The 13793-nt window shown below is 59.5% G+C and carries 15 protein-coding genes; 7 read left to right on the forward strand and 8 right to left on the reverse strand.

The genetic code is table 11. The features are described 5' to 3' along the window. Window positions 1-37: 37 nt before the first annotated feature. Together chrA and soxR are read right to left on the reverse strand one after the other, a co-directional pair. The gene (gene chrA / locus ACQQ2Q_RS03985; protein WP_428185724.1) at window positions 38-1360 is read right to left on the reverse strand and encodes a chromate efflux transporter; all 1323 of its coding nucleotides are present in this window, start codon (window positions 1358-1360) and stop codon (window positions 38-40) included. Between the two features lie 32 nt (window positions 1361-1392). Next, window positions 1393-1845: a redox-sensitive transcriptional activator SoxR gene (gene soxR, locus ACQQ2Q_RS03990; protein WP_428185725.1), complete on the reverse strand. Its 453-nt coding sequence runs from the start codon at window positions 1843-1845 to the stop codon at window positions 1393-1395. An 89-nt stretch (window positions 1846-1934) separates the two neighbouring features. Between soxR and ACQQ2Q_RS03995 the strand changes: the two genes are divergently transcribed. The 4 genes from ACQQ2Q_RS03995 (at window position 1935) to ACQQ2Q_RS04010 (ending at window position 5673) form a co-directional block, all read left to right on the forward strand. Next, window positions 1935-2327, forward strand: a complete 393-nt coding sequence (locus ACQQ2Q_RS03995; protein WP_428185726.1) for a hypothetical protein — start codon at window positions 1935-1937, stop codon at window positions 2325-2327. Between the two features lie 208 nt (window positions 2328-2535). Next, window positions 2536-2832, forward strand: coding sequence for a co-chaperone GroES (gene groES / locus ACQQ2Q_RS04000; protein ID WP_428185727.1), 297 nt, complete (start codon window positions 2536-2538; stop codon window positions 2830-2832). 68 nt (window positions 2833-2900) lie between these two features. Further along, complete coding sequence (groL, locus tag ACQQ2Q_RS04005) at window positions 2901-4544, forward strand: chaperonin GroEL (RefSeq protein ID WP_428185728.1); 1644 nt, start codon at window positions 2901-2903, stop codon at window positions 4542-4544. Between the two features lie 685 nt (window positions 4545-5229). Next, window positions 5230-5673: a hypothetical protein gene (locus ACQQ2Q_RS04010; protein WP_428185729.1), complete on the forward strand. Its 444-nt coding sequence runs from the start codon at window positions 5230-5232 to the stop codon at window positions 5671-5673. A 24-nt stretch (window positions 5674-5697) separates the two neighbouring features. Here ACQQ2Q_RS04010 and ACQQ2Q_RS04015 read toward each other — a convergent pair whose 3' ends face one another. Further along, a complete protein-coding gene (locus ACQQ2Q_RS04015; protein ID WP_428185730.1) occupies window positions 5698-6405 on the reverse strand; it encodes a glutathione binding-like protein in 708 nt (235 codons plus the stop codon). 203 nt (window positions 6406-6608) lie between these two features. On the opposite strand from ACQQ2Q_RS04015, the gene ACQQ2Q_RS04020 reads away from it, so the two are divergent. Further along, the gene (locus tag ACQQ2Q_RS04020; RefSeq protein WP_428185731.1) at window positions 6609-7055 is read left to right on the forward strand and encodes a DoxX family protein; all 447 of its coding nucleotides are present in this window, start codon (window positions 6609-6611) and stop codon (window positions 7053-7055) included. Between the two features lie 104 nt (window positions 7056-7159). On the opposite strand, the gene hisG is transcribed toward ACQQ2Q_RS04020, so the two are convergent. The 4 genes from hisG to hisS all read right to left on the reverse strand — a co-directional run bounded on the left by hisG (window position 7160) and on the right by hisS (window position 11144). After that, the gene (gene hisG, locus ACQQ2Q_RS04025) at window positions 7160-7855 is read right to left on the reverse strand and encodes an ATP phosphoribosyltransferase (RefSeq protein WP_428185732.1); all 696 of its coding nucleotides are present in this window, start codon (window positions 7853-7855) and stop codon (window positions 7160-7162) included. Further along, window positions 7852-8973, reverse strand: coding sequence for an ATP phosphoribosyltransferase regulatory subunit (locus ACQQ2Q_RS04030; RefSeq protein ID WP_428185733.1), 1122 nt, complete (start codon window positions 8971-8973; stop codon window positions 7852-7854). Before ACQQ2Q_RS04030 ends, hisG begins: the two co-directional genes overlap by 4 nt. Before the next feature lie 126 nt (window positions 8974-9099). Then, window positions 9100-9462 carry a VOC family protein gene (locus ACQQ2Q_RS04035; RefSeq protein WP_428185734.1) on the reverse strand — a complete coding sequence of 121 codons (363 nt, stop codon included), beginning with the start codon at window positions 9460-9462 and terminating at the stop codon, window positions 9100-9102. 164 nt (window positions 9463-9626) lie between these two features. Then, complete coding sequence (hisS, locus tag ACQQ2Q_RS04040; protein ID WP_428185735.1) at window positions 9627-11144, reverse strand: histidine--tRNA ligase; 1518 nt, start codon at window positions 11142-11144, stop codon at window positions 9627-9629. Between the two features lie 300 nt (window positions 11145-11444). On the opposite strand from hisS, the gene ACQQ2Q_RS04045 reads away from it, so the two are divergent. Both ACQQ2Q_RS04045 and ACQQ2Q_RS04050 read left to right on the forward strand, forming a co-directional pair. Then, entirely contained in the window at window positions 11445-11897 is a 453-nt protein-coding gene (locus tag ACQQ2Q_RS04045) for a GyrI-like domain-containing protein (RefSeq protein WP_428185736.1), read from the forward strand. A gap of 10 nt (window positions 11898-11907) precedes the next feature. After that, window positions 11908-12666, forward strand: coding sequence for a hypothetical protein (locus ACQQ2Q_RS04050; RefSeq protein ID WP_428185737.1), 759 nt, complete (start codon window positions 11908-11910; stop codon window positions 12664-12666). Here the strand turns inward: ACQQ2Q_RS04050 and ACQQ2Q_RS04055 are convergent. Next, window positions 12663-13715 (reverse strand): Gfo/Idh/MocA family protein, encoded by a 1053-nt coding sequence (locus ACQQ2Q_RS04055; protein ID WP_428185738.1) that lies wholly within the window; start codon window positions 13713-13715, stop codon window positions 12663-12665. The two genes, ACQQ2Q_RS04050 and ACQQ2Q_RS04055, sit on opposite strands and share 4 nt — an antisense overlap. Window positions 13716-13793: the final 78 nt, after the last annotated feature.

Below are 13793 nucleotides of genomic sequence, written 5' to 3' on the forward strand. Positions count from 1 at the left end.
ATGTTGGCCAAAACATATGCAGCAGGCCTTCTATGCCTCACAGGATGAGACGGGTTCCATAGCCGGCGATAGCGCAGACAACGAGCGTTCTGCCGACCCCCTGCCTGAAGGCAAAGATCATGACGACGGCAAGAAGTGTGGTGATGAGGGCCGCCACATCGAGGCTTGACCATTCCGGCACCGGGATGCTGGCGCCGGCCAGATCCCATGACATGCGCCCGACCCTGGCAAACAGGACATGCAGCGCAAACCAGAGCGCAAGGTTGAGAATGACGCCGACCACGGCTGCGGTGATGGCGGACAGGGCAGCGGTGGCAAAGCGATTGCCGCGCAGACGCTCGACATAGGGGGCACCGGCGAAGATCCAGATGAAGCTTGGAACGAAGGTCGCCCAGGCGGTCAGAAGTGCGCCGAGCACGCCACCGACAAGCGGCGCTCCCAAACCGGCATCGCGAAAGCCCGCAAGGAAGCCGACGAAGGACAGGACCAGCACCAGCGGACCGGGTGTGGTCTCTGCCAGCGCCAGGCCGTCCAGCATTTCGCCGGGCATCAACCAGCGATAATGATCGACCGCCACCTGCGCCACATAGGCCAGCACGGCATAGGCGCCGCCAAAGGTCACCAGTGCCATTTTGGAGAAGAACAGGTAAAGCGCGGTCATTCCGTCTGGACCGGCGACAAGCCACAACACCGCCAGGGGTGCCTGCCAGACAGCGACCCAGAACAACAGGACAAGGACCTGGCGCGAGCCGACGAGTTTGGCTTGCACCGCTGACAGGTCGATATCCCCTGTCGCGGTGGCTGCCCTGGAGCGGGCCAGGACGAGCCCGGCCATGCCGGCCCCCAGAACCACCAGCGGGAATGGCAGCGACAGGAGGAAAAGCGCGAGAAACGCGACGACCGCGACAATGCGGTGAAACCGCGTCTTCAGCGCCCGCTTGCCGACGCGGATCAAGGCGTCGATGACAATGGCCAGCACTGCCGCCTTCAGGCCGAAGAACAGGCCGGTCAGCCACTGGGTATCCTGATAGAGCGCATAGGCAGCCGAAAGGCCGAGCATGACGGCCAACCCCGGCAGCACGAACAACAGGCCGGCCACGACGCCGCCGCGCACGCCGTGGGTCAGCCAGCCGATATAGGTGGCAAGTTGCTGGGCCTCCGGGCCAGGCAACAGCATGCAGTAGTTCAAAGCATGCAGGAAGCGATCCTCGGAGATCCAGCGCTTCTCGTCGACGGCCACACGGTGCATCAGCCCGATCTGCGCGGCCGGGCCGCCGAAACTCATCAGGCCGATACGGGCAAAGGCACCCACCAGTTCCGACAATTGTGGACGGGCAACCGCTTCGGAATTTTCAGCCATCGTCGTTCAACTCCAAACCGGACACCCCATCATCACGGCAAAAGCCGTGCACCGGCGCCCTCATAACGCAGTTTGTCGTCAGTATTGCGAAGGGGACAATCATCGAGCGACAGGCAGCCGCAGCCAATGCAGCTGTCGAGCTGATCGCGCAGCGCCATCATGGTTTCGATACGGCTGTCGAGCTCGGCGCGCCAGGCGGCTGACAGCTTGCGCCAGTCGGCAGCACTGGGAGGTCGGTCCGCCGGTAGTCTGGACAGTGCGACTCGGATCTCCGCCAGGGGGATGCCCAGTCGCTGGGCGGTCTTGATGACGGCGATGCGCCGCAAGACTCCGCGCGGATAGCGCCTCTGATTGCCTTGGGAACGCCAACTTTCGATCAGCCCTTCACGCTCATAGAAATGCAGTGCCGACACGGCGACGCCGGAGCGCTGGGCAATCTCGCCGACCGAGAGAGACTGCACTGTTTTGCGGGTTGTTTGCGACATGGAAATTACGCCTTGACCTCAATCTTTGTTGAGGTTTTATCGTGCTCGCGTTCACCTGACAACACGCCTTTGAGAGAGGAACGCCTGCCATGACATTGTCCTTGCAAATCCCCGCCAACGAAAACGGAGCTCCGGCGGAAAGCGCCAGCCTCTTTCGCATCGACTGCTTCGAGTGCCCGCCCGATCATGTGCGCGCCTTTTCCGACCGCCTTGCCATTATCCACGGCTATTTCGACACGCTTGAGGGCTGCCTTTACAATCGGGTTGCGGTTGCGCCCGGACCTTCGACCGTGAAGATCGTCACCATCGTCGAATGGAAGAGTGCGGCAGCCCTGACGGCCGCAAAGGAGGCTGTCGACCAATTTTATAGTGTCGACGGCTTCGACCCTAAAATCTTCATGGCAGAGCGCGGCATCACCGGAGAATTCGGCCTTTACCACGATGTCGCCGCCTTTCATGCGCAGCGTCACGCAGCCGGTTGACTTAGACATGCCGACACGCCAGACACATTCTCGACATGGCAAACGCCTAGAAAGCGAAAAGACGGCAAAAATTTTTAGCCGTTTTTCTTGACTCTCAGCCTTCCCATCCTTAGATCGAGCTCGCTAGCACTCCCCGTATGAGAGTGCTAACAACATCCATGCGGGACCCAAAGATCCCGCGAATGTCATTCGATCGAGGGATTAGACAATGGCAAGCACCAATTTCCGTCCGCTGCACGACCGCGTTGTAGTCAAGCGCGTCGAGTCTGAAGAAAAGACAAAGGGCGGCATCATCATTCCTGACACTGCCAAGGAAAAGCCAGCTGAAGGCGAAATCATCGCTGTCGGCAGCGGCGCTCGTGACGACAAGGGCGCACTCGTCGCTCTGGACGTCAAGGTCGGCGACCGCGTCCTGTTCGGCAAGTGGTCGGGCACCGAAGTAAAGCTCGATGGCGTTGACCTTCTGATCATGAAGGAATCCGACATCATGGGCGTTATCGGCTGAATTTAGCCGGTTACTTCTCAATCCAATCAACAATTCACCAAAGAGCTAAGCTCCGGGAGTTTTGAAACATGGCTGCTAAAGAAATCAAGTTTGGCCGCACCGCGCGCGAAAAGATGCTTCATGGCGTCGATATCCTCGCTGACGCCGTGAAGGTTACCCTCGGCCCCAAGGGTCGTAACGTCATCATCGACAAGTCCTTCGGCGCACCGCGCATCACCAAGGACGGTGTATCGGTTGCCAAGGAAATCGAACTGGAAGACAAGTTCGAAAACATGGGCGCCCAGATGGTCCGCGAAGTTGCTTCGAAGACCAACGACATCGCCGGCGACGGCACCACGACTGCTACCGTTCTGGCCCAGGCCATCGTGCGCGAAGGCAACAAGGCTGTTGCTGCCGGCATGAACCCGATGGACCTGAAGCGCGGTATCGATCTGGCTGTGTCGGAAGTCGTCAAGGACCTTCAGGCCAAGGCCAAGAAGATCTCGACCTCTGAAGAAGTTGCTCAGGTCGGCACGATCTCGGCAAACGGCGACAAGCAGGTTGGTGCAGATATTGCCGAAGCCATGCAGAAGGTCGGCAATGAAGGCGTCATCACGGTTGAAGAAGCCAAGACCGCTGAAACCGAACTCGAAGTCGTTGAAGGCATGCAGTTCGACCGCGGTTACCTGTCGCCTTACTTCGTGACGAACCCGGAAAAGATGATTGCGGATCTCGAAGACGCATACATCCTGCTCCACGAAAAGAAGCTCTCAAACCTTCAGGCAATGCTGCCGGTTCTGGAAGCTGTCGTTCAGTCTGGCAAGCCGCTCATCATCATCGCTGAAGACGTCGAAGGCGAAGCTCTTGCAACGCTCGTCGTCAACAAGCTGCGTGGCGGCCTGAAGATTGCTGCCGTCAAGGCTCCTGGCTTCGGCGATCGCCGCAAGGCCATGCTCGAAGACATCGCGATCCTGACCGGTGGTACCGTTATCTCCGAAGATCTCGGCATCAAGCTCGAAAATGTCACGCTCGACATGCTCGGCCGCGCCAAGAAGGTCTCGATCACCAAGGAAAACACAACGATCGTTGATGGTGCCGGCCAGAAGTCGGACATCGAAGGTCGCGTTTCCCAGATCAAGGCTCAGATCGAAGAAACCTCTTCCGATTACGACCGCGAAAAGCTGCAGGAACGTCTTGCCAAGCTCGCTGGCGGCGTTGCCGTCATCCGCGTTGGCGGCTCGACGGAAATCGAAGTCAAGGAACGCAAGGACCGCATCGACGATGCTCTGAACGCAACACGCGCTGCTGTTCAGGAAGGTATCGTTCCTGGCGGTGGTACAGCTCTGCTGCGCTCCTCGACCAAGATCACCGTCAAGGGTGCAAACGACGACCAGGAAGCTGGCATCAACATCGTTCGCAAGGCTCTTCAGTCGCTGGTTCGCCAGATCGCCACCAATGCCGGTGACGAAGCTTCGATCGTTGTCGGCAAGATCCTCGACGGCAACACAGACAACTTCGGCTACAACGCCCAGACGTCTGAATATGGCGACATGATCGCCATGGGTATCGTCGACCCGGTCAAGGTTGTCCGTACGGCTCTGCAGAACGCAGCTTCGGTTGCTTCGCTGCTGATCACTACAGAAGCCATGATTGCCGAGCTTCCGAAGAAGGAAGCTGCTGGCGGCGGCATGCCTGACATGGGCGGCATGGGCGGCATGGGTGGCATGATGTAATAAGGCGAAAGCCTTATTGCGAAAGCCAACCATAAAGCACGCCCATTGCCTTCAAGAGTTTCAGCGCGTCAAGCGCGCTGAAATGGCGGCATGGGTGGCATGATGTAATAAGGCGAAAGCCTTATTACGAAAGCCAACCATAAAGCACGCCCATTGCCTTCAAGAGTTTCAGCGCGTCAAGCGCGCTGAAATGGCGGCATGGGTGGCATGATGTAATAAGGCGAAAGCCTTATTGCGAAAGCCAACCATATCGGTTCAGAAATACGGGGCGGTCTTCGGACCGCCCTTTTTCGTGCGCGCTGCGCAAAATACACGTGTGCGATGTGCGACTTCCGGCGAATGTCACTCTCGGCTCGGAATATTGACAAGACACATTGCCGACACGCAAAAACAAAATATAAACATGTCTCGGCTATATATCGCTTGACCTCATGATCTGGGGTGACTTGTCTGCCCGCCCGGATGCCCGCAATAGACAGGCTCCGCGCAGTTTCCGTCGGCATGAGCCTTCCAAAGGTGCCATGACGGGTCAATGACGCATGAATGGGCTTTCTAACCGCGCCCGCGTAACTGCTACTTGCGCCGCCATAGAAAAGACCGAGGCGGTACAGTTATTGAAAATATCAGCCGAGACCATATCTTTTTGGGGATGCGGGGCCATCGGTGCGACTCGTTGAGGAATGACTTGTTTAAAATTGCCAAGTCCAGTTTTGCCGAACCGCTCGTTACCGCCTGTGCGGAACGTGACAGCGGCAATTCATCCGTCATGTCGCAGTTTGCTGCCTCCGAAACCTGGACCGGCGACCTCTCGAACGGTGTGATCCGCCTCGGCGAGCGCGCCATGGCGCTTCACGGCCTCACAAGCCCGGAATGCGGCCTCTTGTCGATGATGCGCGCCTATGAGACCAATGACCGCGGGCATATTCTCGAACTTTTCGAGCAGGCCGCCACGGCCTCCTCCAACTTCTGCTACTCGACCATGATCACGCAGGCGAATGGCAACCGCCAGCCTGTGTTTTGTATGGGCGAATCGAACGGGCTGGAAGAAAAGCTGGCAGGCACCATGCTGGGCATCTTCATCTTTCCACGCTTCAAGCTTGGCGCAAACCGTCCGCAGCCGATGGCGTGACGGCGTCACGCCATCCAGACATGGTCAGCTGGTCTCCGGAATCTCCAGGCCTTTGACGCTTGCAGGCCGGACCTCCGCGCGCTGGACCCACTTCATCACCTTTGGAAAATCCGAAATGCCGATGACATCGCCCGCGCCATAAGCCGCTTCAATGGCGCGCACCCACGGAAAATTGGCGATATCGGCAATCGTATACTCAGCCCCCATCAGCCAGTCGCGGCCCTCGAGGCGCTGTTCCAGCACACCGAGCAGACGCTTTGCCTCATCCCGGTATCGCTCCATCGCGTAGGAATTATTGGCCACCTTGTCGGCTGCGAATTTGAAGAAGTGACCGAACTGACCGAGCATCGGGCCGATGCCGCCCACCTGGAAGAAAACCCACTGAATGGCTTCATAGCGCAACGCCGCATCCGACGGCAAAAGCTTGCCGGTCTTTTCGGCGAGATAGAGCAGGATTGCCCCGGATTCGAACAGACCGAGCGGTTTGCCAGCTGGACCATCCGGATCGAGAATGGCCGGAATCTTGCCATTGGGATTGAGCGACAGGAATTCTGGTGTCTTTTGATCATTGGTGGAAAACGACACCAGATGCGGCTCGTAAGGCAGGCCCAATTCCTCCAGCGCAATCGAGATCTTCACACCGTTTGGGGTCGGAAGCGAGTAAAGCTGGATGACCGAGGGGTCCTTGGCAGGCCAGCGCCGGGTAACGGGATAGGCGGTCAAATCAGACATGGGCATTCTCCATTTTTGCCAGAACCGGTTCGACTGAGCGAGACGTCCTCGTTTCAAACCGGTACCGAGGCAGGATCGTTAATTGTCTCCGTTTGTTGAACAATATGTGCATTATTGTCCATCTATTCAGAACGACAGAAAAAGAACATCTATAGCCACATAGTTCAGTCCCCCGATCCAACAACTCGCTTCTGGAGAAAAATATGTCCAACACGACAAATGTCGCGATCCTGGTCGCCCGTATCCTACTGTCCTTCATGTTCATCATGTCCGGCTTCGGCAAACTGACCGACCCTGCCGCAACGGCTGGCATGATCACCGGCGCCGGCCTGCCGGCTGCAACTGCGCTTGCCTATCTCGCAGGCGCGTTCGAACTCTTGGCCGGCATTGCCGTGCTCGTCGGCTTTCAGACCAAGATCGCCGCTATTCTGCTGGCCCTCTTTTGTGTGTTCACCGGTCTTGTCTTCCACAGCGGCACCGTTGCCATTGAAGGTTGGCCGGATGCAGCGCTTGGCTGGATCAATACGCTCAACATGATCATGATGATGAAGAACATCACACTGGCCGGCGGCTATCTTCTGCTCGCGACTGTCGGTGCCGGCGCCTATTCGATCGATGCCCGCCGTGGCGTGAACACTGTCACCGCCTAAGGCTTCCCTGCCCCAAGCAAAAATGCCGCCGGATCGCTCCGGCGGCATTTTTTATATCAGCTTTTCAGTGCGGCAAGCCAAAAGACCGTCCGTCGCAGCGTCTGTCAGAGCGCGTCTTTGACAGCCTCAATGATCCTGGCCACCGTAGGATTTCCCTCATGTTCCGGCTTGCGGGCGCGCACCAGGCAGGCTTCGGATTTGAGGATCGTGCCGTCTGACAGGATCTTGAGGTGATTGGCCTTCAGCGTTGAGCCGGTAGAGGTGATGTCGACGATGATATCGGCCTGACCGGCAGCGGGTGCGCCTTCGGTCGCGCCCAGGCTTTCGACGATGCGATAGACCTGGATGCCGTGGCGGCGGGAAAAGAATTGCTGGGTGAGCCGCCAGTATTTGGTGGCGATCGCCAGCCGGCGTCCATGGCGTGCGCGAAAATCGGCGGCGACATCGCCGAGATCGGCCATCGTGTCCACGTCCAGCCAGATATCCGGCACGGCCACGACGACATCGGCATGGCCAAAGCCCAAGCGGGCGCAAAATTCCACGCGGGTATCGGCATCGGCCAGACCTTCGCGCACCAGATCTTCGCCGGTCACGCCAAAATCCACGGTGCCATTGCCGATCTCGCGCGAGATTTCCGATGCCGAGAGGAAGGCGATCTCGATATCATCGAAGCCCTCGACCCGACCGCGATAGGAGCGATCATTGCCGACAGCGGTGATCGGCATGCCTGCCTTTTCGAAGATCGCAGCACAATCTTCCTTCATCCGGCCCTTGGAGGGCAGCGCAATTGTAATGGTCATGGCTTTGCCCTTGAAGCTTCGATCCGGTCCAGCCACAGCGAGAAACCGACGGCTGGAATGCGGTCGGCAGCGCCCAGCAATGTCAGCAGCCGGTCATAGCGACCGCCACCGGCCAGAACGCCCTCCTCGCCTGCGAGCCCTATCTCGAAGACGAGGCCGGTGTAATAATCCAGCGGACGGCCGAAAGCCGCGCGATAGGTGATGGTGGCAAGGTCGAGTCCGATATTGGCAAGCGCTGCCACGCGCTCATCGAAACGGGAAATGGCGGCACCGAGCTTCAGCCCGGCCGCATCGGCAAAGCCGGCAAGTGCGGCACTTGCCTCGCCCAGCGGCAATTCCAGCGACAGGAATTCCGTCAGCAGCGCCAGCGTCTTGTCATCCAGCCGCGTGGCGGCCAGAACCAGCTTCTCCTTGAGCCGGGTGGCGATTTCCTTCGGTGCGCGGCTGGCATTGGTGGAATAGCCGGTCGCATGCATGGTCTCGTCGATATGCGCGATCAGGGCCGCATCGTCACCGGCTGCCACCAGCGAGGCCACCTTGAAATCGAGACCGGCGACCGGGTGCGGGCTCGCCAGATCCTGCAGCAACTGTTCCAACCGTTCGGCATTGCCAAAGGCATCGATGAGCCGCTTGCGCCAGCCATCCGGCAGGCCAAGGGCCGACAGCACCGCCTCGAATACCGACTGATCGCCAAGGGTGACTTCGAGCCTGCGGCCATCCAGCAGTTTCGATAGCACCGCATGGGCGTCGCCAATGGCGCGCGCATCGGCTCCGGCAATGCCGCTATCGCCCAGATCCTCGATGCCGGCCTGATAAAATTCATTGGCGCCGTCGCGGCGCTGGCGGAACACCTCGCCCAGATAGGCATAGCGCTTGGGCGTGCCGGTGGCCGTTTCGATATGGCGCAGACAGACAGGAATAGTGAATTCCGGACGCAGGCACAGGCTTTCGCCGCGCTCGTTTTCGGTCATGAAAATACGGCGGCGCAGATCTTCTCCGGCCATGTCGAGGAACGGCTCGGCCGGCTGAATGACGGGCGCATCAACGCGTTCGGTGCGTCGCTCGGCAAAGGCCGCCAGCAGCTCGTCGGAGAAGTCCGGCATATTGATCAAGGGCATAGGCTATCCCGGCAGTCGGTTGTTCAGGCTTTCGGGGGAAGCGAACACCACCCTTTGACCCGGATGTCAACGATTGGCGGGCGGATTGGGCCATTTTTTCCGCAAACCGGGCGCAGAGTTCGGCAATCATATTGCCTGCAGGAATTCGAGGCGGTTGCCGAAGGGATCTTCGGCATAGAAACGATCAAAGCCTCTCAAGGGCTCGTCGCGGACTGCCAGATAGCCGGCTCGGGCAATCTTCCGCTCCAGTGCGGCAACGTTTTCCACGGTGAAAGCCGGATGGGCCTTCCTTGCGGGTCGAAAATCCGGCTCGACACCGAGATGGACACGCACCGGCCCATCCTCGAACCAGCACCCGCCACGGGCTTTGAGGTTGTCGGGCTTTTCAACTTCGGGAATACCGAGAACGCCTGCATAAAAAGCCCGCGCTTCGGCCTCGCGACCGGCGGGCATGGCAAGCTGGACATGTTCAATGAAGAGAATGGACATCCGATGATCCTCCGCATGGGAGCATAGGATGATTTTCTGCCGAATGCAGCCCTCGAATAGACCGCGTAGACCAAGCTCCGTCGGCGTACCGGCTCTCTCCCCCACACAGTGGGAGAGAGCCGTGGTTGTCGCTTATGCCCCTGGCAGTCTGACGGTTGGAAAGTTCAGCTGTTGGCGCGGCGGCGGTCTTCAGCCTGGGCTTCCAGCATGTCCCTGACCTTGGCGACCAGATCTGTCTCGCTGACCACTTCCTGGGCCACGCGCGCCTCGCGCCATGCGGCATTGTCCTCGATCTCGCCGGAGAGACGCTTGCCCTCGATCAGATCCTTGATCTGGACCTCACCCTTTTCGCGCTCGTCTCCACCTTGAATGATGGCGAGCGGGCAGTTGCGGCGGTCGGCATATTTCAGCTGGTTGCCGAACTTCTTCCAGTTGCCCTGATACATTTCGGCGCGAATACCGGCTGCGCGAAGCTCCTGGGTGAACTTCTGATATTTGCCCATGCTTTCGACATCGCCGTCCATGACGGTGACGAGAACGGGGGCGATAACCTCGTCCTGACCGAGCTTGCCGAGATTCTTCAGCGCCGTCATCAGGCGCGATACACCGATGGAGAAGCCCGTGGCCGGCACCGGCTGGCCCATGAAGCGGGAGACGAGGCCATCGTAACGCCCGCCACCACCGACCGAACCGAAGACGACCTTTTCGCCCTTTTCATTGGTGACGTCGAAGGTGAGTTCGGCTTCGTAGACGGGGCCGGTATAGTATTCGAGGCCGCGGACGACGGAGGGGTCGATCTTGATGCGTGTCGCATCATAACCGGCACTGGTTACGAGACCACCGATCATGTTCAGCTCCGCCACACCTTCTTCACCCTTGGAGGTGCCGGCGACAAGCTGCGCCAGAGCGTCTGCATTCGCGGCGTAATCCTGTATGCCAACGAAGAACAGCACCTTCTCGATCTGCTCGGCGTTCAACCCGGCACCCTTGGTGAAATCGCCGGACTCATCCTTGCGCCCATCTCCCAGCAGCAGCTTAACGCCTTCGGGACCAAACTTGTCCAGCTTGTCCATGGCACGCAGCACGGTCAAACGCTGGGCGGCATTGTCGTCACCGCCGAGACCGATCGCCTCAAGCACCCCATCCAGAACCTTGCGGTTGTTCACCCGGATCACATAGTCGCCGCGCTTGATGCCGAGCGCTTCCATGGTGTCGGCCATCATCATGCACATCTCGGCATCTGCCTGGACGCCGGGGGCGCCGACGGTATCGGCATCGAACTGCATGAACTGGCGGAAGCGGCCGGGGCCGGGCTTTTCGTTGCGGAAGACGTAGCCGGCGCGATAGGTGCGGTAGGGCAGCTGGATCTCGTTGAAATTCTCGGCCACATGGCGGGCGAGCGGCGCGGTCAGGTCGTAGCGCAGGCTCATCCATTGGTCATCGTCGTCCTGCAGCGAGAACACGCCCTCGTTGGGGCGGTCCGAGTCAGGCAGGAATTTGCCGAGCGCATCGGTATACTCAAACAGCGGAGTCTCGACCGGATCGAAACCGTAACGCTCATAGACTTCGCGGATCTTCGAGGTCATCTCGTTGACGGCGCGAATGTCATGCGCCTCTCGATCCACGAAACCGCGCGGCAGGCGGGCTTTGAGTTTCTGCGGCTTCTTGTTCTTTTCGCTCATGGGTTCGGACCGTCTTTTCATGTCTTTGAAGAGTTGCGGCTGTCTTAGAGGATCGGGGTTTTCACGGCAAGGCCGCAAGGAGGCGAGGCGACGAGCTAAGAAGAGTTCTGGCATGACCTGGCGGATTGACGACAACACGGAGGGTCGCAAGTCCGTCGAGAACATGCGACATTCAGGATGATCGTCTCGTCGTGCTGGTGTTCGAGATTGGCCACCGCGGCGACATCTATCGCCGGCGATGAATATCAAGCTGTTGGCACGGTGCTGGACCCGGCCTGCGAATCCCAATAGGCCAAGGCCATGAGCACAGATATCCAGACCATAGACCTGCCCGAACTGATCTGCATCGGCATTGCCGTTGTGGCCAGTCCTGCGGAGTTTCCCCAAGCCGTGGCCGACGCCTTCAAGACCTTGTATTCGACGGAGACCGGTGCGACAGCTTTCCTCAAGATCTCGCAACCGGCGCCGAGCGACCAGATTGGCGCGCTTGTGGGCTACCTGGCGGCGCGCAAGACAAAGATCCCGGATGGTCTGGAACGGGTTTCGATCCCTGCCGGGCAATATCTTCGCCTGCTGCATCGAGGGCCATTGTCAGAGATCGATTCGAGCTTTCGGACCCTGCATGAACACGCGGCGGCCATGGGTGCCGAGACAACGGGGATGACGCTCGATTTCGGCTATCTGCCGGGCCTTGCCGACACTCCGCACGAACTCAATCTGCAACTTGCCCCCAAGCCGCTTCTTCTCGGCTGAGGGCGTTGCGATGATCCTTGAGGCGCTGAACTATCTTGCCACCTGGCCGCTCACGACTGCGGATCATCGAAGCTCGATCCGCTATTCGGTCAATCTGTGGTCGCGTGCCAGCCGCTGCGCCAAGGATTGGGCCGCGCATGAGGATAACAGCAAACGGGCAATGCTATCGGCCATTGCCGATCTGAAGCAGACACGCACCGCCGTGGTTCTGGGCTCCGGCCTGTTGCGCGATGTGCCGATTGTCGAACTGGCGAAAACCTTCGATACGGTGGTCCTGGTCGACCTCGTGCATCTGGCGAGCGTGCGGGCATGGTTGCGCATCAAGGGCTTGCATAATGTGCGATCGATCGAGCGCGATCTATCGGGCTTCGACGCCTTGATCGCGGGCCGCGAAGCACAGCCGCTCGATTTTCTGCGACAGGTGCCCTATCTCGATTTCGTTGCCTCCGCCAACCTTCTCTCGCAGATCGGACGCGGGGCCAAGCGGCGGCTGGAGGCGAGCGGACAGCCGGCGATGGAACCGGTCGCACAGCTTGCCCGCACCCATATCGACGGTCTTCAAAACCTGCCCTGCCGGACGTGCCTGATCACCGATATCGCCTACGGCCTGATCGACCGCACCGGCCAACAGCACGAGAGCTTCGATCTTTTGTATGGGGCAGAGCCGCCGATGCATAGCGCGCAGTGGGACTGGCCCGTGGTGCCGCTTGGCGAGGAAAGCCCCGACTACCGGATCGTGCACACGGTCATCGCGGCAATCCACGGCTAGCGCTTGTCGTCTAACCCTGCTGCCTGGCCGATCTCCACGACACGGTTCGTCTTGCCTGTCTCGATCAGGGCGTCAATCAGCCTGTGGACCTTGAGCGCCTCCTCGCCCGATATCTTGGGCTCGTGACCGTGTCTGATAGCCGAGATGAAGTCAGCCATCACGGCGCGGTGGTAGTCGTGCGGGAAGGCCATGGGATCGGCACCGGCACCGCCTGCCGACTGATCCGGCTCCATGGACACGATACGCCCGTCGTGGAATGTCACCTGCAGTTCCGTTCCGCGCAGGCGGGCGGTGCCGTTTTCGCAGGTCAGATTGATCTCCTCAGGATAGCCCGGATAAGCCGCCGTTGTTGCATCGATGGTGCCGATTGCACTGTTTTCGAAGCGGACGGCAGCGCAGACCATGTCCTCTGTTTCCATCTGGTGGACCGGCGTTGTGGCGGTAAAACCGGTCACATGGGTAATGGGTCCGGCAAGGCTCAACATCAGGTCCAGTGTGTGGATACCCTGCGACATGAGAACGCCGCCGCCATCCCGGGCGAAGGTACCGCGACCGGGTTCGTCGTAATAGCTCTGCGGGCGCCACAGCCTTATCGTCGTCGAACATCCTATGATGGCACCGAGTGTGCCTTCGCGCAGCAGCTCCGTCAGGCGCAGAGCGGCCGGGCGAAAGCGATGCTGCAGGACCACACCAAGTTTGACATCGGCCTTGCGACACGAGACCACCATTTGCTCTGCTTTCGCGGTGGAAATGTCGAGCGGCTTTTCCATCAGCACATGCTTGCCGGCGTCGGCACATCGTTCGGCGAGTTCGCAATGGGTATTGGCCGGCGTCAGCACGGCGACCGCTTCAACGCATCTATCGCCAAGAATGGTGTCGAGGTCATCGCACAGGGGAAAGGGATATTTTTCGGCGAACGCCTGACGTCGCGCAGCGCTGGGGCTGAAGGCATAGGCAACCTCGACCGTATCGGCCAGATCGATCAGTCCGCGCGCATGGGGCGTGACTGCCATTCCAAGACCTATGATGGCAATACGTGTCCTGCTCACAGCCGACTATCCTTTTCAAACACGGCTTGCATGGTTCTCCTCCCCCATTGATGCCTGGCCCTCGAATGATGCAGGGTG

This window comes from Agrobacterium sp. ES01, from assembly GCF_050320885.1.
GTDB lineage: Bacteria > Pseudomonadota > Alphaproteobacteria > Rhizobiales > Rhizobiaceae > Allorhizobium.